This window comes from Cupriavidus pampae (assembly GCF_914271485.1).
GTDB lineage: Bacteria > Pseudomonadota > Gammaproteobacteria > Burkholderiales > Burkholderiaceae > Cupriavidus > Cupriavidus pampae.
In genome coordinates this window covers 819,794-844,919 of sequence record NZ_CAJZAG010000001.1, presented here as the reverse complement: position 1 = coordinate 844,919, position 25,126 = coordinate 819,794, and the positions used below count along the sequence as shown (strand labels likewise).

Sequence of the window (25,126 nt, the reverse complement as noted above, 5' to 3'; positions counted from 1 at the left end):
CTATGCCCGCTGTGCATCCAGTATCACCACCCCATCGGCCGCGCGCACGCCGTCACCGGCCGGCAGCACGAACACGGGATTGATCTCCGCCTCGACCAAACGCGCGCCGAGCGACGCCGCCATGTTCGAGAACGCGACAATAGCATCCGCGAGCGCGTCGATGTCGGCTTTCGGCCGGCCGCGATAACCATCGAGCAGCGGCCACGTCCTGAGTGCACGGATCATCGACATCGCCGTCTCCCGTGACAAGCCACCGGAAGCAGGCAACAACCGCAATGTGGTGTCCTGGAACAGCTCGGCTGTCACGCCGCCCATGCCAAGCAGAATCGCCGTGCCCAGCGCATCGCGATGCGTGCCGAGGATCAGCTCCACGCCCCCCTGCACCATCTCCTGCACCAGAAAACGTTCGGGCGCGCTGCCGGTATGCGCGCGCACATCCTCGCGCATGCGTTCCATGCGCGCACGCAACGCGTCCGGCGCCACGCCCACTGCCACGCCGCCCACATCGCTCTTGTGCGTGATCGTGGTGGACAGCATCTTGAGCACCACGCGCTCGCCAAACTGCCGCGCGGCAACTTCGGCCGCGTCGGCATCGCTCACCACCACCTCGCGCACCACCGGCACACCGAAGCGCGCGAATAACTGCTTGGCCGCCGCTTCATCGAGCGAGCCCGCCGGCAGGTCACTGACATCAACCTGTGCCACGGGCGACGACACGTCGTCATGCAGCGTGCGCAGGCGGCTCGCCGCGAGCATCGCCTCGCACGCTACCGCGCAGCTCTCGGGCGCGCTGAACGCCGGCACGCCGCGCTGGTTCAGCACCGCCGCCACGTGGGGCGCGTGCGGACTGACATAGGCAAGCACGGGCTTGTCGCTCTCCGGCAGGCAGTCATGGATCGCATCGGCCATCAGCTCGGGCATGGCCAGTGCCGACGACCCGACGATGATCGTCACCGCGTCATAGCTTGGGCTCGCGAGCAGCGCGCGAATCGCGCCGCGCAGCAGCTCGGGCTCCAATCCCGCGAGGGTCACGTCGATCGGGTTGCGATCGAGCGCGGCATGGTCGCCCTTCTGCAGCGCGCGCAGGCGCGCCGCGGTCTCGGCATCGGGCGCCGGAGTTTCAAAGCCCGCCACGCCGAGCGCATCGGACACCAGCGTGCCCGCGCCCCCGGTGGAGGTAAGCACCGCCACGCGATTGCCGCGCAGCGTGCGCGCCGTCGCCAGCGCGGCAGGGATATCGATCAGGTCGGCAAACGTCTGCGCGCGAATCACGCCCACTTGCCTGAACAACGCGTCATACATGCGATCGGCACCGGCCATCGCGCCGGTGTGCGACACCGCGGCCCGCGCGCCGGCCTCCGAACGGCCGATCTTGAACGCCACCACGGGCTTGCCGGCGGCCGCAGCCTTCAACGCCGCCGCGCGGAATTTCTCGGGATGCCGCACGCTTTCCACATACAGCGCAATCACCTGCGTGGCGGGATCGTCGGCCAGATAGTCGACGAAGTCCGCCAGATCGAGGTCCACCTCGTTGCTCGTGGACACCAGCTTGGACAGGCCGATGCCGCGTGCCGCCGCGCGCGACAGCAGCGCGCCGAGAATGCCGCCGCTCTGCGACACCACACCGATATTGCCGGCGGGAAAGTTCTCCATCTCGAGCGCACCGCTGGCCGAGAGCGGAATGCGGTCGGTCACGTTGACCAGGCCAATCGTGTTGGGCCCAAGCAGTCGCATGCTGCCGGCGGCCTCGAGCAACTCGGCCTGACGCCGCGCGCCCACCTCACCGGTCTCCGTATAACCGCTCGCCAGCACGATCGCGGCGGCGGTGCCGCGCTGCGCGAGTTCGCGCACGGCCAGATGCGCGCGTTCGGCACCGAGCAATACGATGCCCACGTCGGGCACTTCCGGCAGCGCGCCGATATCGGCGTAGCAGCGCAGGCCGCCAATCTCGAGGGATTGCGCGGCGACCTTCGGGTTGACCGGATAGATCGCGCCATCGAAGCCATGGCGCGTCAGGTACGACACCGGCCGGCCCGCAGTCTTGGTGGGGTCCGCCGAGGCGCCAATCACCGCCACGCTGCGCGGCCGCACCAGCCGCGCAATCGCTGTGGAGGTTGCGGCGGAAGTCGGATGATTGATGGACATCGCCTTACCCCTTCGCCGCCGCGGCTGCGGCAGCCTTGGCCAGAAACGCTTCCACCGAAGCGCGATGCTCGGCGCTGGTGTAGCAGATGCCCTGTGCCTGGCTGCCCTGCGCGAACACCTGGTCGGCGGTCAGCTCGAAGGTCTGGTTCAGGATGGACTTGCCGAGTGCCAGCGCCGTGGCGGAGCCCTGCGACAACTCGGCCGCCCATGCCACGGCTTCCGCAACCAGCGCCTCGGCCGACGTACTCAACCGATCGGCGATGCCAAGCTGTAACGCCTCGGCCGCATCGACCTTGCGGCCGCTGAAGATCAACGACTTCGCGGTGGAGAGTCCGGTGCGGCGCGGCAGAAAGTACATGCCGCCACCATCGGGAATCAGCCCGCGCTGGATATACGACCACGTAAAGCTTGCCGCCTCGGACGCGATCACGAAATCGCAAGCCATCGCCATATCGGCGCCAAGGCCATTGGCACCGCCATTGACGGCCGCGATCACGGGCTTCGGCATGTCGTGCAGCAGGCCCACCGAATGGTGCACGCGCTGCTGGCGCGTCCAGCCATTGAAGCCGACCTCCCCCGGCGGCGCGTCCATGCGCTTCTGCATGCCGGCAACGTCGCCGCCCGCGCAAAAGCCCTTGCCGCTGCCCGTCAGTACCAACGCGCGAATCTCGCGGCTGGCGGTGATGTGCTCGAGCGCATCGATCAGTTCGGTCCGCATCGCGTCGCTGATGGCATTGCGCTTGTCGGGGCGATTGAGGGTCAGCACGGCAATGCCGTCCCGCACGTCGAGTTGGATCAGGGAGTAGTCGCTCATGATGATTCGAATGGAAAATTAGGTCAGCGAGGGTTCAGTTCAACGAAATATGGGCGTCCTTGACGACCTTGCTCCAGCGCCCTTCCTCGGCGCGCACGTAGCGCGCGAAGTCCTCGGGCGTACCGGGCGCGATGGTCAGGCCCTCGGATTCGGCGCGCTTGCGAAACGCATCGGACTTGACCGCATGCGTCGCGGCCGCATTGAGGCGCGCGATGACCGGCGCGGGCGTGCCGGCCGGCACGAACAGTCCGTACCAGCTCTCGGCCACGTAGCCCGGCACGCCGCTCTCGGCAATCGTCGGCACGCGCGCGAGGTCCGCGCTGGTCGAGCGCTGCGCGGTGGTCACGCCGAGCGCGCGCAGCTTGCCGGACTCCAGCAGATTGCCCACCGCGGACGCGGTGGCGAACATCAGATCCACCTGACCGCCGAGCAGATCGGTGATGGCCGGGCCGGCGCCCTTGTACGGGATATGCGTGAGGTCGGTCCTGGTCAGGCTCTTGAACAGCTCGCCCGCCAGATGCGCGGATGTGCCCGGCCCCTGCGATGCGTACGAGATCTTGCCCGGCTGCGCCCTGGCGGCCTGGATCACGTCCTGCACGGTCTTGTACGGGCTCTCCGTGCGCACCACCAGCACGTTAGGCGACCGCCCCAGCATCACCACCGGCGCAAAGGCCTTGTCGGTGTCGTACGGCAGCTTCGGCTGCAGGCTCGGATTCACCGCGTGAGCGAAAGTCGCGATCACGAGCGTGTAGCCATCGGGCGCGGCCTTGGCCACGTTGTCGGTGCCGATAATGGTGCCGCCGCCGGGCTTGTTGTCGACCACCACCGGCTGGCCGAGCTCCTGCGCCATGCCGATACCAACCGCGCGGGCGATCAGGTCGGTACCGCCTCCGGGCGAGAACGGCACCACGAGGCGCAGCGGTTTGTCGGGGAATGCACCGCCCGCCGCGTGCGCCGCCGGCACCATCAGCATCGAGAAAGCAGCGAGCGCGGCGGCAGCGGAAAGCGCGGCGCGTGAGGCAAACGGTTGCATCGAAATGTCTCCTGTCGTTATGCGATCAGGTTAAGCAAATCGACGTTTTCTCACACCTCGTTAATTCCATTCGATGGAATCAAAGATATCCCGAAAAACCAAAAAAATAGGGCCACCACGCGGATTGCGCGCGGTAGCCCCAAGGAGTGTCCGGCGGAGGTGCGGGTCAGCCGCGCAGACGCGACAGCACCTCCGGATTGGCCAGATTTGCGGGCATGCCAGCAAAGAAGCTGTTGATATTGTCGAACGCGCCGCCGTAGTACGCCTCGTAGTTGTCGCGCTCGACAAAGCCGATATGCGGGGTACACAGCGCGTTGTCGAGTTGCAGCAGCGGATCGTCCGCGCCGAGCACGGGCTCGCGTTCGAACGCATCCACCGCGGCAAAGCCAGGCCGACCCGCGCGCAATGCGGCCGCGAGCGCGCCCGGCGCGATCAGTTCGGCGCGGCTCGTGTTGACCAGCAGCGCGCTCGGCTTCATGCGCGCGAGATCGGTCGCGTCGACAATGCCTTCGGTGTCCGCATTGAGCCGGATATGCAGGCTCACCACATCGCTCTCGGCAAAGAATGCCTCGCGCGATGGCGCCGCTTCCACGCCGTCCTGGCGCGCATCGGCGATCGACCCTTCGCGGCCCCACACCCACACCTTCATGCCGAATGCCTTGCCGAAACCGGCCACCTGCTTGCCGATGCGACCGTAGCTCCAGACTCCAAGCCGCTGGCCACGCAGTTGCTGGCCGAGGTGCCCCTGCCACTGCCCCGCGCGCAGTCGGTTGACCTCGTTGACAAGGTAGCGCCGGCTCGCGAGCATCAGCGCCCAGGTCAGCTCGGCGGTGGCCGCGCCCGAACCGCTGCCTTCCGCCACTGCGATGCCGCGCGCGGTGCAGGCGCGCAGGTCGATGTGGCCGGCCACCTTGCCGGTCTGGCTGATCAATCGCAGGCGCGGCAAGCGCTCGAGCAATGCGTCCGTGATGACGGTACGTTCGCGCGTGAGCACGATCGCGTCCGCATCGGCCAGCCGTGCCGCCAGGGCATCGATCTCCTTCACGTTGTCGTGGTAGACGGTCACCTCGTGGCCGGCCAGACGGGCGTAGCAGTCGAGGCTGCGGACGCAGTCCTGATAATCGTCGGGAATCGCAATGCGCATGGCGGGAGGGAACAGCCGTTGTCGAGTGCGCACAGTGTAGGAAGAAAAGCCCGAGCGCAAAGCCTATATTTCCGAGCGGTGGAAATAGAGCTCCCAAACAGGGGTCTATTCCACTGTTCGGCGGGCCTGCACTGGCCTAGATTCGATGCTGCGTGCCCTCCCGCGCGCAACAGAACAATGACAAGAGGAGTCCCCCCATGCCCACCTACCAGTTGCAGGTCAACGGCAAGACCCAGACCGTCGACCTCGATAGCGATACCCCGCTGCTCTACGCGCTGCGCGACAACCTCGGCCTGCACGGCCCGAAGTTCGGCTGCGGGCTCGGCCAATGCGGCGCCTGCACCGTGCTGTTCAACGGCACCGCCACGCGCTCGTGCGTACTGCCCGTGTCGGCGGTCGGCGATGCGCGCATCACCACGCTCGAAGGCCTCGGCACGCCGGAGCAGCCCCACCCCGTGCAGAAAGCATTTATCGAGGAGCAGGCCGTGCAGTGCGGCTACTGCATCAACGGCATGGTCATGACCTCGGTCGGCCTGCTCGCGCAGAACCCCAAGCCTTCGGAGGCGCAGATCCGCGACGCCCTCGCCGGCAATCTCTGCCGCTGTGGCACGCACTCGCGCATCGTGCGCGCCGTCAAGCGCGCGGCGGGTACCCCCGTCAAGGAGGCCTGACATGGATCGTCGCGCATTCCTCAAGCAAAGCGGCGGGCTGCTGGTCTCGTTCTCGCTGCCGGGCACGTTGCTGGCCACCTCCTCCAACGCGCTGGCGCAATCCGTCAGCGCCGTCGATGCCGCCGGGCAGACGGTCACGCGAGCATCGAACGCCAAGGGCGAAGTCGACGCGTGGCTGTCGATCGCGCCGAATAGCCGCGTCACCGTTTTCAGCGGCAAGGTCGACCTCGGCACCGGCGCGCGTACCGCGCTCGCGCAGATGGTCGCCGAAGAACTCGACGTCGCGTTCACGCAGGTGGACCTGGTCATGGGCGACACGCTGCTGACGCTCGATCAGGGCCAGACCGCGGGCAGCCTGACGATTCAGGACGGCGGCGGCACACTGCGCCGCGCGGCCGCATCCGCCCGGCGCGCGCTGGTATCCCGTGCGGCCTCGCAATGGGAGGTTGAACCGGCGACGCTGACCGTGCGCGATGGCGTGATTGCCACCGCCGACAACACGCGCCGCGTGGGCTACGGCGAGCTGCTCGCGGGCAAGCCGATCCAGGTCGCGCTCGACCCCAAGGTTCCGCTCAAGGATCCCGCCCGGCATGCGCTCATCGGCAAGAGCATCCAGCGCGTCGATATCCCAGGCAAGGTCACGGGCCAGTTCACGTTCATGCAGGACTTCCGCGTGCCCGGCATGCTGCATGCGCGCGTGATCCGCCCGGCCGGCCCCGGCGCGAAGCTTGTCAGCGTCGACGAGGCTTCGGTCGCGCAGATGGCCGGTGTGCGCGTGGTGCGCAAGCAGGACTTCCTTGCCGTGCTCAGCCCCACCGAATGGGGCGCGATCAAGGCGGCCCGCGCGCTCAAGGTGCAATGGGACGATCAGCCGCACTTCCCCGAACAAGCGGAGCTGTATCAATACTGGCGCAAGCTGCCGGTGGCCAGCGTGGAAACGCCGGCCAACAAGGGCGATGCCGCCGGCGCGCTCGCCGCCGCCAGCAAGCGCGTGGAAGCAACGTACGAGTTTCCGCCGAACACGCACGGCTCGATCGGCCCCGCGTGCGCGGTCGCCGAGTTCCAGAACGGCCAGTGCACGATCTGGTCGGCCGCACAGTCGACGCACTCGCTGCAGAGCGAGATCGCGCTGACGCTCGGCGTGGACAAGGCCAAGGTTCGCTTGATCTATCTGGATGGAGCGGGCTGCTATGGCCGCAACGGCCACGAGGATTGCTCGGCCGACGCCGCGCTGGTATCGCAGCTTGCGGGCGCGCCGGTGCGCGTGCAATGGATGCGCCAGGACGAGCACGGCTGGGATCCGAAGAGCCCGCCGACCGTGATCGATCTCAAGGGGGGCCTCGACGCGCAGAAGCGTCCGGTCGCATGGCAGTCCGAGTTCTTCGCGGCCGCGCAGAAAGGCAGCATCGCCGAGTTTCCGCTGCTGGCCACCGTGACGTCGGGCATCAGGCGTCCCGCCTATGTCACCGGCAATATCTCGAAGAATGCGGACATCCTGTACACGCTGCCGAACGTCAGCACCAAGGTCAATCGCGTGACCGACAGCGCGTTCCGCACGGCTCACCTGCGTTCGCCGGGCCGCTTGCAGAATGCGTTTGCCAACGAGGCGTTCTTCGACGAACTGGCCGTGGCCGCCGGCGCCGATCCGCTGCAATGGCGGCTCGACTATCTGCCCGACCCGCGCGCCCGCGCGGTGCTCGAGGACGTGGCGCGGTTGTCGAAATGGAATGCGCGTACCGCGCGGGCCATCCGTCGCAAAGGTGACCCCCGTGAGGTCGTTCGTGGTCGCGGTTTGGCGTTCGTGCGTTACGACAACGATCGCACTTATGTGGCCACGGTGCTTGAGCTGGCGGTTAATCGCAAAACTGGCCATATCCGCGTCACCGACATCTGGTGCAGCCATGACTGCGGCCAGATCATCAATCCCGATGGCACACGCAATCAGATCGAGGGCGGCATCATCCAGACCGTCAGCCGCGTGTTGATGGAGGAGCTGCACTTCGACGCGCACAAGGTGACTTCGGTCGACTGGAGCACCTATCCGATCCTGCGTTTCCCCGATGTGCCGAACATCCACATCAGCCTGATCGACCGCCCGGAGGCCCCGCCCTGGGGCGCTGGCGAGATGGCGCCCGCCACCATTCCGGCGGCGATCTCCAACGCGGTCGCCGCCGCCACTGGCGTGCGGCTGCGGACGGTGCCGTTCCTTCCTGAAAAAATGCTCGCCGCCATGAAGCGTCAGGCGTAGTCTCAGGCATACCCTCGGAGCTTCCCTCTCCCGCTCGGGAGAGGGACCCTCTAAATAGTGACTCGTGAGGCTTATTTGGTGATATCGATAGTCAAATAATAATGATTATCAATTTCATCATTAGGCATTACCAATTGGCCTTTCCGCCAGCGGGTGTACAAAATGTATTGCATGGGTGGCACCGTCACCTGACCGCTACAAAGACACCGGACACCCGACATGCCGCCGCCCTTCGATACCGCCACCCTGCAGCCGAGCCGGCCCCCCGTGGCCCAGCCGCGCTCGCGTCTGGCCTTCCTCGGTGCCGGTGCGCTGGTCGCGGTGGGCTACATGGATCCGGGCAATTGGGCGACCGCGATTGCGGGCGGCGCCAGCTACGGCTACCAGCTGCTGTTCGTCATCGCGGCCTCGAGCATCGTCGCCATGCTGCTGCAATGGATTGCCGCGCGCATCGGTGTGGTGACCGGACGCGACCTCGCGCAACTGAGCCGCGCGCGATTCTCGCGCCGGACCAGCATGGTGCTGTGGATTGCCAGCGAGATTGCGATCATCGCCTGTGACGTCGCGGAAATCGTCGGCAGCGCCGTGGCATTGCAGCTGCTGCTCGGCGTCAATCTCTGGGTCGGCGTGCTGATGGCTGCCGTCGCCACGGTGGCGATCATGGCCGTGCAGCGCGAAGGCCGCCGGACGCTCGAAGCCGTAGTCGCCGCGTTGATTCTCATCGTCACGCTCTGCTTCGTCGCGCAACTGGCGCTGGCGCAACCGGAATGGCGCGATGTATTGGGCGGCTTCAAGCCGTCGGCGGAAATCGTGCGCAATGCCGGCATGCTCTGGCTCGCCGCCGGTATCGTCGGTGCCACCGTCATGCCGCACAACCTCTTCCTGCATTCGGCACTGGTGCGCCGCTACGCGCCCGCCGCGGAACCATCCGAGGGCGCGCCCGACGTGACCCCCGAAATGCGTGCCGAGCTGCGCGCGACGCGCAAGACCGAGATGCTCGAGACGCTGCGCGGCGTGAACCTCGATACGTTCGGCTCGCTCGGCTTTGCATTCCTGATCAACGCCGCGTTGCTGATCGTGGCGGCCGCTGTATTCCACGCCAATGGCCTGACCGAAGTCAGCGACCTTGCCGATGCGCATCGCCTGCTCGCCCCGCTGCTTCATTCGGATCTGGCAAGCCTGCTGTTCGCGGTGGCGCTGCTCGCCTGCGGCTTGAACTCGACGGTCACCGGCACGCTCGCCGGCCAGGCCGTGATGGAAGGCTTTCTGAATTTGCGCATGTCGCGTCTGCGCCGGGCGCTGATCACGCGGGCCATCGCGATCGTGCCGGCACTCGCCGCAGTGGGCGTGTTTGGCGAGCACGGTTCGGCCGAGTTGCTGGTGGCAAGCCAGGTGGTGTTGAGCCTGTCGCTGCCGCTGGCTGTGATCCCGCTCGTGATGTTCGGCTCGAACCGCGAGCTCATGGGCGAATGGCGCGTGCGCGGTGGCGCGCTGGTCGCCGCCTGGGGCGCCGCCGCGGCGATCGTGCTGCTGAACGTCGTGCTGCTGGCGCAGAGCGCGTTGGGCTGATCAGCGGGCCTCCGCCCGCTCGTCCCCGGCGATCGCGCGCTCGGTCTCGCTACCGCTCTCGCTACCGCTCTCGCTCCCGGTCTCCATTTCGGCGACACGTTCAGCCCCCTCCGCACCCTCTTCTCCGTTTCCCCCATCGGCGCCGAGCACGATCTCGGCGCTGGCCGGGCGCTGATACAGATACCCCTGCGCGCAATCGACGCCAATCTCCGCCAGCAGCGCATGCTGTGCCTCGGTCTCGATGCCCTCCGCCACCACCACCAGCCGGAAATGGTGCGCCATCGCCACGATGCTGGCCAGCAGCGCCTTGGCGTCCGCGTCCACCGACTGCGTGAACTGGCTGTCGATCTTCAGGTAGTCGAACGGAAAACTTCGAATCAGATCGAGGTTGCTGTTGCGCGTGCCGAAGTCATCGACGGACAGCCGGATGCCCGCGCGCCGCAGGCGGTCGAACGCCTCCATCGCCTGCCCGCGATCGGCCAGCAGATGCCGCTCGGTGATCTCCAGCACCAGTGCCGCGCCGTGCGGCATACGCGCCTGCAGCGCGACGGCCTCGGCCTCGAAACCGCGCCGGCGCAGGTTCAGCGGTGGCACGTTGACCGCGATATGCAGCGGCATCGCGGGCCGGTAGCGCTCCACGTCCTCGACCACGCGCCGCATGACGAAGCGCGTGATATCGGCAATCAGCGGCGTTGACTCGACAGTCTCGATATACGACCCCGGTGGAATCATGCCCCAGCGCGGATGCCGCCATCGCAACAATGCCTCCACGCCCACGCGTGCGCGCGTGCGCACCGCGACGATCGGCTGATAGACCACGAAGAACTGGTCGCGCTTCAACCCTTGCCGCACGGCCTGCAACAACAGGCGGCGTGGCGCGGCCACCATCAGGAACATCGTCACCAGCAGCAGGCCGGCCAACAGGCCGATGGCACCGAACATCAGCGCATACTTGCGCGACGTCATCCCCACGAACTCCGGCGCGGCCACCACGGCCACGGTGAGCGGAAACTCGGGCGAGGTCACGCGCGTGCTCGTGCCCAGCGGACCCGGCGCGTCGCGGAATGTGCCGTCGTGATAGATCGATGCGCCGCCGACGGTGACCGCGACCACGCCCGCGCCAAAGCCGAGCCCATGCGCAAGGGCATCGATCACGTAGACCCCCTCGATCAGGTACAACACGCCGCGGCTCGCACTCTCGGCGGGCGAAGGTTCGAACAGCACCAGCGTGGGCGCCACGTCGCGAAACGGCGTGCGCCCCGCCAGCGCGATGCGAGGCCCGCCCGCCGCGCCGCCGCCCTTGTCGAGGTGCTTGCCGAAGTAATAGGTCAGCGGCACGCGCACGTTGCCGCGCGTGGACGAACAATAGGCCACGCCTTCGGTGACGGTCGCGGCCGCGCGCACATAGGGGATATAACTCTGGCGCTCGTTCAGCGCGTCGCTGATGGCGGCGCACGACTGGCCGACCAGCGATTCCAGGCGGCGCTTACCGTGCGCCTCCACCGAGGTGATCATGCGCGTGATCGAGGCCACCACGTCGGACGCCACCGCGCGCTCGCGGCTGGCGATCACCTCGTCGGCGTAGCGCGCGCCGACCCACAGCGCGGCGGAAGTCGACACTGCGCAGACGGCGAGCCCGAGCAGCAGCGTGGCAGGCGAAGGTGGCCCTCCGCCGATAAAGTCCCGCCATGTCCTGAACAATCCCATCCCTCCGACACGTTCCCCCGCTCGATTGTGAGGATGCCCGCGCGCTACGGATGTCGGCGCGCGTCCTACACCGCCACATTGCCGGGGCTCCGTTCTCATCCCTACCCCTCGCCCGAGGGAGTGACGCCTGTCAGACAGTGGGTTCGAGCTTGCGGTACTGGTTGTAGTGACGGATCGCGCGATGCGGATCACCGAGCGCCTCGTGCAACCGCGCGGCGTTGTAGTGCGCATCGGCAAAATCGGGCGCGAGGTCGATGCACGCGTGATAGCTGGCCAGCGCCTCGCGCTGTCGGCCGGCGTCCTCGAGCGCGACGCCGAGGTTGAAGTGCAGCACCGGGTGATCGGGCAGGCGTTGCAGTGCCGCGCGATAGAGTACGACGGCCTCTTCGAAGCAGCCGCTGTCGCACAGCAGGCAGCCGAGGTTCAGATAGGCATCGAGATACATGGGATCGGCCTGCAGCGCGCGGGCGTACGCCACTTTGGCGTCGTCGGGCGCGTCGGCCTCGATGGCCACGCCGCGCTCGAACTCGGCCGCCGCGTCGAGCTGTGGCACCTCAGCGGGGTCGGCCAGCTCGGACGGCAGGCACGCGCCCGGTGCCGACGCCTTGCGCGCCGCCTCGCCGCGCGTGGTCGGACGCTGCATCACCAGCACCGCGCCCGCTCCCGTCGCACGCCCGCCCCCGCGCTCGGGGCGCGTATCGGGCCGGTCGAAGTCCAGCACAAACTGGCCGGTATCCACCTGCCACTGGCCCTGCCGGTCGCGTACGGTCACATCGCGGCCGGCGGCCGCCACGCGCACGCCCGTCGGCGGTTGCCCCGGCTGACCGAGTTCCTGCAGGCGCCGCAGCGAGCGCGTAATGTGGCGTGTGGGCACATGCGAGGCGCGCAACGATTGCGCGGTACGCAGCAGCACCACATCCTGAAACGTAAAGCGATACTCGCGGCGCGGCCCGCGCCGCGGCGCCACCACACCGGCGGCGATCAACGCGGTGACCACCGTGCGCGAAATGCCGAGCAGCGCCTGGACGTCGCGCATCGTGTAGGCGTCCATGGCCGGGTCAGTTCTCCTTTAGCGTCGAGCGCAGCCTGGCTTCACTTGCGCGCGGCACGCTTCGGCGCGGCCGCCGGCGCCGGTATCGCCGCCGCGCGCTTCGCGGTCTTGCGTGGCGCCGCGGCCTTGTCGATCTTCTCGACGGTTTTCTCGGACCGCGCGGGCTTCTCGCCACCCTTGCCGGCCGCGGGCGTGCGCTTGTTGGCGCCGATACTCTTGCGCAGTGCCTCCATCAGGTCGATCACCTCGCCGCCGGACGTCGGCGGCGCCTCGGCGGCCACCGTGATCTTCTTGCCGGCGATCTTCTGGTCGATCTGTTCGAGAATGCGCTGCTTTTCGTCGTCAACGTAGGCCGTCGCGTCGTAGCCCTCGACCGAGTTCTGCGCGATCAGTTGTTGTGCAAGCGATAGCTCGGCCGGCTGGATATCTACGCGCTCCACGTGCAGGTCCGCCATCGAGCGGACCTCGTCGGCATAGAGCAACTGCTGCAGGATCAGGCCATCGTCGCCCACGCGAATCTGCACCATGTACTGCTTGCCCTTCCACGACCACTTGGCCAGCGCGCAGGTGCCGCTGTCACGCATGGCCTCGGCCAGCAGGTTGTACGGCTTGGCGCCACGCTTGTCGGGGCCGAGGTAATAGGCCTTGTCGAAGTAGATCGGATCGATCGCGCCCACTGGCATAAAGGCCACGATATCGATGGTCTGCTGCGCGGCCTCTTCGAGCGCATCGAGCTCTTCCGGCGTGAACGTGACATACCGGTCCTTCTCGAACTCGTAGCCCTTGACCATGTCCGCACGGTCGACCACCACGCCCTCTTTCAGGCAGATGTACTGCTGCCGCAGCCGCGAACCGCAGCCCTTGTGCAGCAGGTTGAAGCCGACCGCGGATTTGCTTTCGGTGGCCGAGAAGACCTTCACCGGAATCGAGACCAGGCCGAAGCTGATCGACAACGACGCGATGGAACGGGCCGCCATGGCTACCTCCCGCAATGACGATTAACCAGCAAAGCAACGTCTCTGAAGGTTATACCGCGCGATCGGCGCTCGCCACCGGATGGCCGCTGACACGCCAGGTGGCGGCCACGTCCCTTGCCGCAGGCGAAACAGCCCGCTGACCGCCCTCAGGTGGCCTCAGGTGGCCCCCGCCGCCCCCGCCGCATGCGCGCGGCGGTCGCGCTCGGCGCGTCGATATGCACCCGGTGCCACGTCGAAATGCTGCGCGAACAGGCGCCCGAAGGCCGCCTGCGACGCATACCCGCACTGCTCCGCCACCGCGGCCGCCGACAGGTTGCCCTCGCGCAACAGGCGTGCCGCCCGCTCCATGCGCAGCGACGTCACCAGCTCGAGCGGCGTCAGGCCGCCCACCTGCGTGAAATGCCGCGCCAGCGTGGCCCGTGACATGTTGCACTCGGCCGCAATGTCTTCCAGCGTCCAGGCCTGTTCCGGTGCCCGCACGATCGCCGCGATCGCGGGTGCCAGGCGCGCGTCCGCCATCAGCGCGAACAGGCTGTGCGCTACGCCGCCGCGCGCCATGATCGTGCGCATCAGCACCGTGAACAGTGCAGTGGACAGGTCGGCGACGATCGCCGCACTGCCAGGTCGCGGCGCATCGGACTCCGCATGCATCATGCCGATCAGCCCACGCAGCCACGCCACCTCGTTGCCGTGCCGGGCCTCGGGCTCGCCGTCACCGTCGGCCCCCTGGGCGGCGCCATGAGCGGTCGGCACGTGCAGGTACTCGGGCAACGTGCGCAGCAACAGCGTGGAGGCTGGGTTGAGCATGAACGTGCCACACAGGATATTCAGTGGCTCCGCCGCGCCCTCTACGCGGATCTCCGTGACCACACCATTGAAATGCTGCGTCGGCGCGTTGCGCGCACCGCGATGCATGGCGCGCATCGTATGGGCGGCGCCATGCGGAAACAGCAGCACGTCGCCGGCGACCAGCCGCAATGCCTCGCGGCCGACGGTCAGTTCGGCGTTGCCGTCGAGTATCACGTGATACGGCACGTGACCAGGCGCCGCCTGTTCATTGTGCGCGGACCAGGCTCCCGCCACGCGGCATTGCAGATCTACGGTTCCGGAGGGAGACAACAGGCGGACGAACTCGCTGAGCGTATCCATGCGATGAGACGATTGAGCAAAAAGTTGCGCCAATACTAACTCATTCGATTCGCGTACGTATCTACCATTGAGTCCATGGAAGCGCATCACACAAATCGCGCAACCCAAACGAAACCAGGAGAATGCATCATGTCCCGTCTGCAAACCATCGCCGTCAACGAAGCCACCGGCCAGACCGCCGAACTGTTCGGCGCCATCAAGAAGGCCGTCGGCAAGGTCCCCAACGCCTATGCCGCGATCGGCAGCAATGCGCCCGCCGTGCTGGCCAATGCGTTGGGTACCGGTCAGGTGCTCAAGCAGGGCACGCTGTCCGCCCGCGAACTGGAGGCGATCAACCTGTCCGTCAGCGAAGTCAGCGGCTGCGACTATTGCCTGGCCGCGCACACCGTGACGGGCAAGATGTCCGGATACACGGTCGAGCAGACCCAGCAACTGCGCCGTGGCAGCTACCCGGACGACGCCAGGACCGACGCGCTGGTTCGCTTCGCCGTGGAGATTGTTTCCACGCACGGCACGGTGCCGGCGGCGAGCGTCGAGCGCGTCAAGGCGGCCGGTTATAACGATCGTCAGATCGTGGAAGCGATCCAGGCCATCAGCGCGATCCTGTTCACCAACATGATCAATCGCGTCAATGACACCGTGCTGGATTTCCCCGCAGCGCCGGCCATTTAAACGCCCTGCGTCGTCGCGAGGTTTCGTTGCCCCCTTGCATATTTCGTTTCGCGGAATGAAGCTTGCGGGGGCAACGGTAATAAACCTACAACATAAAATCATTATGTTCGAACAATAAATACAGATTATTCACCCATTCGGGGGATTGCACAAAAGTCACCAAAAACGTCAATTAAAAGATATCTAATACGTCTCACAATAAAATTTAATTCACATTTCTTAAAGTTAAGATCAAAATGATATCGGCGATGCTGTCGCGGATGCAATCGTCAAGTGTGACAAGGTTTTCCGGGTAACACACAGACCTTTCAGTCACAACCTGATATACCGACCCGATGCTTTTACGCGAGGCCCGGTCAGAGAAGAATCCGCTTTTGACTTAAGGGGATGACGCCGTGAAGCACTACGATAGGGATAACTTCCTGCTCACTCAGAGCATTGGTTTTCACTTAAACCGGGCCCGTAATTGCCTGCTGATGGAGATGGACTGCGCGTTGCGGCCACTCGACATCAACGGTCAGCAAATGGGCATTTTGATGACGCTGATGCGGGGTTCCGCCTCCACTCCGTTCGAAATCAGCAAGATGCTCGGCATCGACAGCGGCCTGATGACGCGCATGCTGGACAAGCTCGAGGAAAAGGGATTGCTTGCGCGAAGTCGCAGCATCGACGACCGTCGGGTGGTCAATCTGGAACTGACCGAGAAGGGCCGATCCGTCGCCGAGCAGATCCCGGAAATTGCTCCCGAAGTGCTCAATGAGCGCCTGAAAGCATTTTCCGAAAACGAGTTCTCCGAGTTCGGACGTCTGCTGCAGAAATTCGCGACACGCAACTGATTGCATGGCTTGAAGTTTTTGGGGCCCGCCAGGCGGGTCCTTTTACCGCCCTCCCCCCGTTTTGCAACCACCAGTCCGCGCCCCCGGTCCCCTGGTAACAATTCCGACGCAAAACGTCTGTAGCCCAGTACAATGCGCGCCAATCGCGCCGCCACGACGTTATAGCGTTATGACGCCGCGCGACCAGGGATTGCAGGTGCCCATGCCGCGAGGCTTGGGTTAAACGGGAAACAGGTGCGCCGCGCACGCTCGGGTTATTAAACCTCGAGTATTCGGCGGTCATGCCTGTGCTGCCCCCGCAACGGTAAGCAGGATCAGGATTTCGCCACGACGGCCGCATTTACGCGGCCGGCAGTCACTGTGCGGCCATACGCTACAAGCCTATGTTCCGCGTGGGAAGGCGGCGCGATCCGGGGACATTTGGGTCCCAGCCTGCAAGCCCGGATACCGGCCTGTGGTCATCATCGTTACAGACAGCACGGGCGGGGTCGCCCGGCATTCGATGAAACACAACGCCATTTATACTTTCGGCCGCCGCCCTGCGGCCATGCCGGCACGCGCCGCTGCATCGCGCATCCCTTCCTGCCTTCCCTCCCGCATGCTCGCCATTTCCCTCGGCGCGCTGGCAACGTTTCAACTGCCCCATCACGCCCTTGCGCAGACCGCGACCGCCACCGCGGATGCCGCATTGCCGCCGGTCGTCGTCAGTGAATCGGCCTATCCGGGCCTCGCGCTCACCACGCCTGACAGCACTGGCAGCCGCCTGGGCCTGACGCCGATGGAAACGCCCGCGAGCGTCGAGGTGCTGACCGGCGAAACCATCCGCGAGCGTGGCGACCAGACCGTGCGCGAGGCCGTGACGCGCGCCACCGGCATTACCGCCAACCCGGCGCCCGGCAACGGCGGCACCTCGCTGGCCGCGCGCGGCTTTGCCGGCCAGGGCTCGGTGATGCAGCTCTATGACGGCACACGCCTGTACGTGGCGGCTGGTACGGTCACGTTCCCGTTCGATACCTGGTCGGCGGATCGCATCGAGATCCTGCGTGGCCCGGCTTCCGTCATGTATGGCGAAGGCGCGATCGGCGGCGTGATCAACGTGGTGCCCAAGAAGCCGTTCAGGGGGCCGATCCAGAACGAGTTGCAGATCACGGGCGGCTCCCAGAAAACCGCGCGCGTCGCGTTCGACAGCGGTGGCGCGGTCAACGAGAACCTGTCCTATCGTTTTGCCACCGCGTACAACCGCTCGGCCGGCTGGGTCGATCGTGGCGATTCGCGCAACCTCATGGTGTCCGCCGCGGTGCGCCTCGACGTCTCGCGCGATTTCAACCTGACGCTGTCCTATGACGACGGTAGCCAGCATCCGATGGAATATCTCGGCACGCCGCTCGTGGGCGGCAGCCTCGACCGCTCGCTGCGCAAGAAGAACTACAACGTTGCCGATGCCGATATCACGTACCGCGATCGCTGGACACGGCTGGCGGCCGAATGGACGCCGAACGAGCGCGTATCGGTGCGCAACCAGTTCTATTACCTGACCAGCCAGCGTCACTGGCGCGACGCCGAAACCTATAGCTATCTCCCCGCCACGGGTCAGGTACGCCGCACCGACTACCTCGAGATCCTGCACGACCAGGAACAGGTGGGCGATCGTGCCGACCTGACGATGAAGAGCAAGCTGTTCGGCCTCGACAACACGACCACGGTCGGTTTCGACGTCAATCGCATCAACTTCACGCACTCCAGCAATTCGCCGTATGGCGGTACGTCGACGGTGGATGCGTACAACTTCAACCCCGGCGTATTCTTCAGCCCGCCGGGCGTGTTCACCTCGCCGCGCTATCGCACGCACACCACGCAGTACGCGCTATTTGGCGAGCATCGCATCGCGCTCACGCAGCAGTGGTCGATCATTGGCGGCGTGCGCTTCGACCATGCGGACTTTTCGCGCGGCGACCTGATCGCGGGCACCGGTTTCGACAAGACCTTTGCCAACACCACGTGGCGCGCGGGCACGGTGTACCAGTTCACGCCGGACCTGGCCGTGTACGCGCAGTACGCCACCGCGACCGATCCGCTCGGCGCGCTGGTCACCACGTCCGATGCGCAGCGCAACTTCAACCTTGCGACGGGCAAGCAGGCCGAGGTTGGTGTCAAGCAATCGTTCTGGAACAAGCGTGGCGAATGGACGTTTGCGGCGTACGAGATCCGCAAGAACGATCTGCTGTCACGTGATCCGGTGAACCCTGCCATCACGCAGCAGGTGGGCGAACAATCGTCGCGCGGACTCGAAGCCTCGGCGAGCATCGAGGTGCTGCGCGGGCTGCGGCTCGACGTCAATGGCACCGTGCTGCGCGCCCGATACGAGGACTTCAACGAGTCAGTCGGTGGCCGGCTGGTTTCGCGCGCGGGCAATGTGCCGACGAGCGTGCCGCAGCAGGCGGCCAACGCCTGGCTCACGTGGGCATTCCTGCCGCAGTGGCAATTTGGCGCGGGCCTGCGTTATGTCGGCGGGCGCTATGCGGACAATGCCAACACGGTGCGGGTGCCGAGCTATACCGTGGTGGATACGGTGCTGTCATGGCGCGTGACCAGGCAGGCGGCGCTGTCACTGCGCGTGTACAACCTGTTCAACCGCGACTACGCCGAGGCCGTGGCCAACGGCGGCCAGCAATGGCTGCTCGGCCGGCCGCGCTCGGCGGAGTTGTCGGCGAACTTCTACTTCTGAGGGTCGCCATGCACGGCGGGTGGAAAGCGATCCGGCGCTGGCTCTACCTGATCCATCGCTGGATGGGTATCGCCGGCTGCGTGCTGATCGCGATGTGGTTCGTCTCGGGCGTGGTGATGATGTACGTCGCGTTTCCGTCGCTGACGGAGGCCGAGCGACTCGCGGGGTTGTCGCCATTGGTGGCCGCCGCGCCGCGGGTGACGCCTGACACCGCGATGCACTCCGCGGGCCTCGACGCGTTCCCGCGCAATCTGCGCTTCGAACTCGCCGGAGACCGGCCGGTGTACCGCATCGTCGACCGACGCGGCCGGCCGCATACGATCGACGCCACCGATGGCACGCGCATCGAGGCCGTGGACGCGGACGCCGCGCGCGCCATCGCGCAACGCTTTGCGCGCGCCCCGGCACACTGGCTCGACACCACCGACCGCGACCAGTGGACTGTACCGAATGGCCTCAATGCCTGGCGGCCGCTGCATCGCATCGCCATCGACGATGGGCACGGCACCGAGCTCTACGTCTCCGCGCGCACGGGCGAGGTCATGCGCGACACCCAACGGGCCGAACGCTTCTGGAACTGGCTCGGCTCGGTGCCGCACTGGCTGTACTTCACGCCAATCCGCAAGGACCCGCCGTTGTGGCGACAGGTCGTGATGTGGACCTCGGGGCCATGCCTCGTGGTGGCGGTGACCGGCATCTGGATCGGCATCCTGCGGCTGCGCGTGCGTCGGCGCTTTGCGCACGGCAGCGTGGGCGGTATGTCGCCGTATCACGGCTGGATGGCCTGGCATCATGTGGCCGGGCTGGCCGGGGCGTTGTTTCTGGTGTTCTGGCTGGCGAGCGGCTGGCTGTCGGTCAATCCCAACCAATGGTTCAGCGGACGCGGCTTCGACGACGCGGCACTGCAGCGGTATGCGGGGCACGCCGCGACCACCTTTCCGCAGCCGGCATGGCGCGAGGTCATGACGCGCGTGCCCGACGCGCGCGAGATCCGCATGGCATGGGTCGGCGGCCGCGCGCTGCTGCTCGTCAGCGATGGCGCGGGGCGCACGCAGACGCTCGATGCCGTCACTGGTACGCCTGTGGTCTGGCAGACCGCCGAACTCACGCGCGCGGCCACCACCCTGCTACCCAAAGCGGCGGTGACCGACAGCGCGATCCAGCACCATGACGACGCGTACTGGTATCGCCATCACTCACCGCGCACGCTACCGGTGCTGCGCGTGCGTTTCGACGATGTGGCCGGCACGTGGGCCTATATCGACCCGGCCACCGGCCTCGTCGCGGGCCGCTCCGACGACAGCCGCCGCACGTATCGCTGGCTATTCCATGCGGTGCACAGCTGGGATCTCAACGCGCTGCTGCGCCACCGCCCGGCGTGGGATATCGTGATGTGGCTGCTGTCGCTGATCGGGACAGCCATGTCGGTCAGCGGCATCGTGGTCGGCTATCGCCGATTGAAGCGCAAGGCGTCGTAGCAAGAGCAAGCCATTAGCCAACCGCCACCAGCCCATCCACCGCGCGCCAGCCCTGCTCCACGGCGGCGGTCAGCGAGGGGCTGCCCGCGCTGTCGCTATTGGCGATGCGCACATTGCCAATGCCCTTGCCCGCCTGCGCCAACGCCGTCTGCAATGCCGCATCGTCGGGCATCAGCGGGCTCGGCATATAGCTGTAGCCATGCGCCCAGCGATTGACGGTAATCGCGCGAATCACGTCGCGCGACACAAAGCCGCCCGCGCCCAGCATGCGATCGAGCTGCGCGCGCACGCCGCGTTCCAGCTCGTCATACGGCGTGCCAAGCAGCAACGCGCGCCCGGCGCGAAAACGTTCGCGCACGCTCATTCCGCTATCGGGCACGGTGGGCACATACAGCATGTGCAGCACCGCCGGATCATCGGGCGTCGCCAGCGCGGACGGGCTGCCGGCCACCGGCGGCTCGAGCCACAGATCGGTGTACGCCATCGCCGGCGCGTGCATGCGCCACGCCTTGAGCGCCGCAAACGCGCGCCAATTGTCGAGCGCCACCTTGGTGTAGAGCAGCGGCGCCTTGACCTCCGCGCGCAGCGCATCCTTCTGCGCGGCCGGCAGCGTCGGCAGAATGAATGGGATCATCATGTTGTAGCCGGCCAGCACCACATGCTGGGCTTCCACCCGATGCAGATTGCCACGCCAGCCGTAGGTGACCCGCGTGATGCGCACGTCGGGCTCCACCGCAATGGCGGTGGACTCCAGCCGGATGCGCACCGCATTGCCGTCACGATCGAGCCCGCCATAGCTGAACGCCGCGCGCCCGATGTCTTCGGGGCGGCCGGCAGCGGCTGCACCGGAGACTACCCCGGGTACCAGATCGCGCACCAGCAGGCGCGCGAGCGAGGCATTGCCATCGGCAAACCACAGCCGCGAAGCCGGCGACTTGCCCAGTCGAGGATCCAGCACGGGCGCGGGCATGCCCGCACCGGCCGGCAGCCCGATGGCGATGGCCTCGCCCACCGAGATGCCATCGGCGTCGAGCGCATAGGCATCGTTGCTACGACTGCGCAGAAAGCGCAGGCCACCAAGGCCAATGCCCGCACGCTCGCGCAGGAACGTGGCATACCGCGTGCGCGCGAGGTAGTTCGCACGATCGCCGGGCGCCATCCCCGCCAGATAATCCACCTCGCCAGCCGCAAGCTTCAGCAGCGCCGCGCGCTCCTGGGCCGCGAGCGGCGCCGCATCGACAAACCGCTGCAACACGTCTGGCGTGGGACGCGTACCACCACCAGTGGCACGCGCATCGATCAGATCGGCAAATGGGTCGCCGGCGACGAGTCCATCGCGACCGAAATGCTCGGCATCGAAATACACCGCGCGCCCCATGCCGAGCGCGGCGAACGGCGTCTGCGGCAACGCCGGCGCACGCGTGGCATCGAGCCCCACGCCGGCCAGCAACGTACGCACCGCGGCATTGCCCGCGGCGCTCGCCGGCATATCGGCGCTGCCGCCGTACGTGACGAGCTTGCGCCCGCGCACGGTGAATTCGTTGCGCTTGGCATGCCCACCGAAATCGTCGTGATTGTCGAGGATCAGGATGCGCGCCTTGGCCCCGAACTTGCGGCGATAGAACCAGGCCGCCGCCAGCCCGCTGAGCCCACCCCCGACCACCACGAGGTCGTAGGACTCCTGTGCCAGCACGGTCGGATAGGTGGCCCCTTCGCGCGCCAGACTGTGCGCCAGCGTGAACGTGCCCGCATGATTACCGCGCAGGCCGGTAAGGGCCGGCGGATATGGCGACGCGCTTCCGGTCGCTGCCACGGGCGCACTCGCGGCAGCGGCCCTCTGACTGGTCCCTTGCGCGGCCGCCTCCAGCAGCGCGGATGGCGCCAGGCCCGCCGCGATCGTCAGCGCGGTGCCGTTGAGAAAATCCCTGCGGGTAATGGTCATGACGCCTGTCTCTTGTTCTGGTATTCAGCGCGCATGCGCGGCGGCCGCGGCCGGCGTGCCCATGGCCTGACGTCGTGCCCCCACCGCGGCCTCTGTCACCGGTGCCGCGCGATTGCCCCAGCTGCCGCGAATAAACGTCAGCACATTGGCCAGCTCCTGATCATCCATGGTCCAGCCATAGCCCGGCATGTGATAGTCGGTCGGCGCGGTACTCACGCGCGCGGTCACCGCGCCATCGAGCAGCAGATTGATCAGCGACGACGGATCCGGATCGGCCACGGTCGGATTGCCAGCCAGTGGCGGGAACACGCGTGCAAAGCCCTTGCCGCCGGCACCATGGCACGGCATGCAGAACTGCGCGTACTGCCGCGCGCCGGTCCGATCGAAACGCCCTTGCTCTAGTTGCGTGGCCACGGCGGGATCGTAGCGGAACGGGGTGGTCTCGCCGCGCACGCCGGGCAGCGACTTCAGATAGGTGGCCACCGCATCGAGATCGCCATCGGCCATGTATTGCGTCGAGGTGGAGATCACCGTCGACATCGGCCCGAACGAGGTGGCATGGGCGTTGCGGCCCGTGCGCAGATACTCGGCCAGCTCGGCCTTCGACCACGCGCCCAGCCCCGTCAGTTGATCGCCGGTCAGGTTAGTGGCGGACCAGCCTTCGACGATCGCACCGGACAGGAAATGGCGGCTGCGCTCGTCGTCGCCCTTTTCGCCGTACAGCATGCCGCGCGGTGTGTGACACGCGCTGCAATGCGCAACCGCGCGCACGAGATAGGCACCGCGATTCCATGCGGCGCCCTTGGCCGGGTCCTCACGCACGGGCTTGTCATCGAGGTACAGCAGATTCCACGCGGCCAACAGCCAGCGCTGGCTGTACGGAAAGCGCATCTGCGCGGCCGTGTCGGCCTGGCGCACCGGCTTGACCTCGGCGCGCAGCCACGCGTAAAGCGCGGCCACGTCGTCGCGCGTCATGCGTGCGTACGACGGGTACGGCATGGCCGGATAGAGGCGCTTGCCGCCGCGCGCCACCCCATGACGCACCGCACGGTCGAACTCGTCCAGCGAATATCGCCCGATACCGGTCTCGGGATCCGGCGTGATGTTGGTCGAATACACGGTGCCCGCGCCCGTACGCAGCGGCAAGCCACCGGCCAGCGGCGCGCCGCCAGCGTTGGTGTGGCAGGCCGCGCAATTGGCGATGCGCGCGAGATACCGGCCACGTTCGATCTGTTCCACGGGCGTGGCGGCGGGCGTGGCGGCGCGCGCGAGACCGGTGAAGGCCAGCATGATGAACAACAGCCATCGGGCAGAGGCTCGCATGGGCATGTATGGACGATGTATGGCTTATTTTTGAGGGAACGTCGACGTTCTGCGTTGATCGTCAGCTTATCTCGTCACCGCAAAGTTCGCCACTCTGGTGCAACCCGTAGGCGGCTTGTCTCCTACCGTGGCCTACCGACGCGCCATCCGTCGCTGGCGACGATAGTCGGCCAGGCTGAAGCCCCATTCGATCAACAGCGCCATCGCCGCGGCCGGCACGGCGCCCGCGAGCAACTGCACGTGGTCGTTGAGCGCGAGGCCGGTGGCGATGCGCTCGCCATAACCACCCGCGCCCACGAACGCCGCGATGGTCGCGGTGCCCACGCTGATCACCGCGGCCGTCTTCACACCCGCGAGGATCACCGGCATGGCCAGCGGTACCTCGACATATCGCAGCACCTGCAGCGGCCGGAAACCGAGCGCGCTCGCGGCCGCGCGCATGCCGGGCGACACCTGCTCCAGACCCGTGCACGTATTGCGTACGATGGGCAGTAGCGCGTACAGGAACAGCGCCACCATCGCGGGCCATACGCCGATACGGCCCAGCAGTGGAATCAGGATCGCCAGCAGCGCCAGCGATGGAATCGTCTGCAGCACGCTCACCAGCGCCAGCACCCCCTGCCCGATGCGGCGCCGACGGTCGGCCAGAATGCCCAGCGGCACGCCCACCGCGATGGCCGCGCCCACCGCGCCGAACACCAATGCCAGATGGCGCTGCGTCAGTCGCCATGTGTCGGCACTGAACAGCGTGCGCGCGAGGTCGCCGCGCATTTCGCCCTGGCGCGGCACCGGCGTGGCGAGCGTGTTGCCGATGCGGCCTGCAAGAAAATCACGCGCCACCGCGGCAAACGATTCGCCCTCGATTTCCGCGGCCGCGTTCATGTCGATCATCTGGTCCACGTGAATCTTGCCGGCCAGTCCTTCGAGCGCGCGCCACATCGCCGGATAGCGGCGCGGCACATCGAGCCGGTACACCACCAGCGCGTCGTAGGGCGGAAAGAAATGCAGCGGGTCCGTGAGCACACGCAGGTGGTACTTGTGGATCTTGGCGTCGGTGGAGTAGATGTCGATCGCATCGACCTGGCCCTGCGCCAACGCTTCGTAGGCCACGCCGTGATCGAGGCCGATCGGTCGCTGCGGTAGATCGTAGCGACGCGCCAGCCCCGGCCAGCCGTCGGCGCGACCGAGGAATTCGTGCGACAGGCCGAGCCGCAGCTTTGGCTCGCGCGCGAGGTCGCTCAGCGCATGCAGGCTGCCGGCGCGCGCATCGGATACCGCGATCGCGTAGGTGTTCTGAAAGCCGAACAGGATCGCCGCGCCGAGTCCCATCGGCGCCAGCGCGGCGTTGATCGCGGCGAGATCGGCGCCGGGAGGAAGACGCAGGATCTCGTTGGCGAGCGTGCCGGTGTAATCGGGGTACAGGTCGATGCTGCCGGCCTTGAGCGCCTCGAACACGATCGCCGTGTTGCCGAGGCCCGGCAGGTGCCGCGCCTCGCCCTGCGTGCGCGCGGTTTGTGTGAGCACCTCGCCGAGGATGTACGACTCGGTGAAGCGTTTCGACCCGACACGGAGCGGGTCCGCCCAGGCGCCTCGCACGGTCAGGCCAATCACGGCAATCACGAGCAGCAGCGCCAGGCGTCGC

18 protein-coding genes and 1 riboswitch are annotated in these 25,126 nt (G+C 66.7%); of the genes, 7 read left to right on the top strand and 11 right to left on the bottom strand.

Annotated elements, in window-relative coordinates; genetic code table 11:
- The 4 genes from LDO41_RS03710 to LDO41_RS03695 all read right to left on the bottom strand — a co-directional run bounded on the left by LDO41_RS03710 (nt 1) and on the right by LDO41_RS03695 (nt 5,136).
- Nucleotides 1-2,145: an acetate--CoA ligase family protein gene (locus LDO41_RS03710; protein ID WP_223981997.1), complete on the bottom strand. Its 2,145-nt coding sequence runs from the start codon at nt 2,143-2,145 to the stop codon at nt 1-3.
- A 4-nt stretch (nt 2,146-2,149) separates the two neighbouring features.
- Complete coding sequence (locus tag LDO41_RS03705) at nt 2,150-2,959, bottom strand: enoyl-CoA hydratase/isomerase family protein (RefSeq protein WP_223981994.1); 810 nt, start codon at nt 2,957-2,959, stop codon at nt 2,150-2,152.
- Nucleotides 2,960-2,993: 34 nt separating this feature from the next.
- Nucleotides 2,994-3,992, bottom strand: a complete 999-nt coding sequence (locus LDO41_RS03700) for a tripartite tricarboxylate transporter substrate binding protein (RefSeq protein WP_377740630.1) — start codon at nt 3,990-3,992, stop codon at nt 2,994-2,996.
- Nucleotides 3,993-4,158: 166 nt separating this feature from the next.
- Entirely contained in the window at nt 4,159-5,136 is a 978-nt protein-coding gene (locus LDO41_RS03695) for a D-2-hydroxyacid dehydrogenase family protein (protein ID WP_223981990.1), read from the bottom strand.
- A 197-nt stretch (nt 5,137-5,333) separates the two neighbouring features.
- Between LDO41_RS03695 and LDO41_RS03690 the strand changes: the two genes are divergently transcribed.
- From LDO41_RS03690 to LDO41_RS03680, 3 genes are all read left to right on the top strand, one after another.
- Nucleotides 5,334-5,807 (top strand): (2Fe-2S)-binding protein, encoded by a 474-nt coding sequence (locus LDO41_RS03690; RefSeq protein WP_223981987.1) that lies wholly within the window; start codon nt 5,334-5,336, stop codon nt 5,805-5,807.
- 1 nt (nt 5,808) lies between these two features.
- Entirely contained in the window at nt 5,809-8,055 is a 2,247-nt protein-coding gene (locus LDO41_RS03685; protein ID WP_223981984.1) for a xanthine dehydrogenase family protein molybdopterin-binding subunit, read from the top strand.
- Nucleotides 8,056-8,274: 219 nt separating this feature from the next.
- On the top strand, nt 8,275-9,624 hold the full coding sequence (locus LDO41_RS03680; protein WP_223981981.1) for an Nramp family divalent metal transporter: 1,350 nt from the start codon (nt 8,275-8,277) through the stop codon (nt 9,622-9,624).
- Here LDO41_RS03680 and LDO41_RS03675 read toward each other — a convergent pair whose 3' ends face one another.
- The 4 genes from LDO41_RS03675 to LDO41_RS03660 form a co-directional block, all read right to left on the bottom strand.
- Entirely contained in the window at nt 9,625-11,331 is a 1,707-nt protein-coding gene (locus tag LDO41_RS03675; protein ID WP_223981977.1) for an EAL domain-containing protein, read from the bottom strand.
- A 130-nt stretch (nt 11,332-11,461) separates the two neighbouring features.
- Complete coding sequence (locus tag LDO41_RS03670; RefSeq protein ID WP_223981973.1) at nt 11,462-12,382, bottom strand: tetratricopeptide repeat protein; 921 nt, start codon at nt 12,380-12,382, stop codon at nt 11,462-11,464.
- Nucleotides 12,383-12,423: 41 nt separating this feature from the next.
- Nucleotides 12,424-13,359, bottom strand: coding sequence for a non-homologous end joining protein Ku (gene ku / locus LDO41_RS03665; protein WP_223981970.1), 936 nt, complete (start codon nt 13,357-13,359; stop codon nt 12,424-12,426).
- Nucleotides 13,360-13,515: 156 nt separating this feature from the next.
- A complete protein-coding gene (locus LDO41_RS03660; RefSeq protein ID WP_223981967.1) occupies nt 13,516-14,508 on the bottom strand; it encodes an AraC family transcriptional regulator in 993 nt (330 codons plus the stop codon).
- A 129-nt stretch (nt 14,509-14,637) separates the two neighbouring features.
- Here LDO41_RS03660 and LDO41_RS03655 point away from each other — a divergent pair, with 129 nt between their 5' ends.
- The 4 genes from LDO41_RS03655 (at nt 14,638) to LDO41_RS03640 (ending at nt 20,219) form a co-directional block, all read left to right on the top strand.
- Complete coding sequence (locus LDO41_RS03655; protein WP_223981964.1) at nt 14,638-15,180, top strand: carboxymuconolactone decarboxylase family protein; 543 nt, start codon at nt 14,638-14,640, stop codon at nt 15,178-15,180.
- Nucleotides 15,181-15,575: 395 nt separating this feature from the next.
- The gene (locus LDO41_RS03650; RefSeq protein WP_223981961.1) at nt 15,576-16,016 is read left to right on the top strand and encodes a MarR family winged helix-turn-helix transcriptional regulator; all 441 of its coding nucleotides are present in this window, start codon (nt 15,576-15,578) and stop codon (nt 16,014-16,016) included.
- Between the two features lie 177 nt (nt 16,017-16,193).
- Nucleotides 16,194-16,486, top strand: a riboswitch (cobalamin riboswitch).
- A 128-nt stretch (nt 16,487-16,614) separates the two neighbouring features.
- Nucleotides 16,615-18,741, top strand: a complete 2,127-nt coding sequence (locus LDO41_RS03645) for a TonB-dependent receptor (protein ID WP_223981959.1) — start codon at nt 16,615-16,617, stop codon at nt 18,739-18,741.
- 8 nt (nt 18,742-18,749) lie between these two features.
- Nucleotides 18,750-20,219: a PepSY domain-containing protein gene (locus LDO41_RS03640; RefSeq protein WP_223981957.1), complete on the top strand. Its 1,470-nt coding sequence runs from the start codon at nt 18,750-18,752 to the stop codon at nt 20,217-20,219.
- 13 nt (nt 20,220-20,232) lie between these two features.
- Here LDO41_RS03640 and LDO41_RS03635 read toward each other — a convergent pair whose 3' ends face one another.
- The 3 genes from LDO41_RS03635 to LDO41_RS03625 all read right to left on the bottom strand — a co-directional run bounded on the left by LDO41_RS03635 (nt 20,233) and on the right by LDO41_RS03625 (nt 25,119).
- On the bottom strand, nt 20,233-22,161 hold the full coding sequence (locus LDO41_RS03635; RefSeq protein WP_223981955.1) for an NAD(P)-binding protein: 1,929 nt from the start codon (nt 22,159-22,161) through the stop codon (nt 20,233-20,235).
- Nucleotides 22,162-22,185: 24 nt separating this feature from the next.
- On the bottom strand, nt 22,186-23,451 hold the full coding sequence (locus LDO41_RS03630) for a cytochrome c (RefSeq protein WP_223982371.1): 1,266 nt from the start codon (nt 23,449-23,451) through the stop codon (nt 22,186-22,188).
- Between the two features lie 165 nt (nt 23,452-23,616).
- On the bottom strand, nt 23,617-25,119 hold the full coding sequence (locus LDO41_RS03625; protein ID WP_223982369.1) for a glycine betaine ABC transporter substrate-binding protein: 1,503 nt from the start codon (nt 25,117-25,119) through the stop codon (nt 23,617-23,619).
- Nucleotides 25,120-25,126 lie beyond the last annotated feature (7 nt).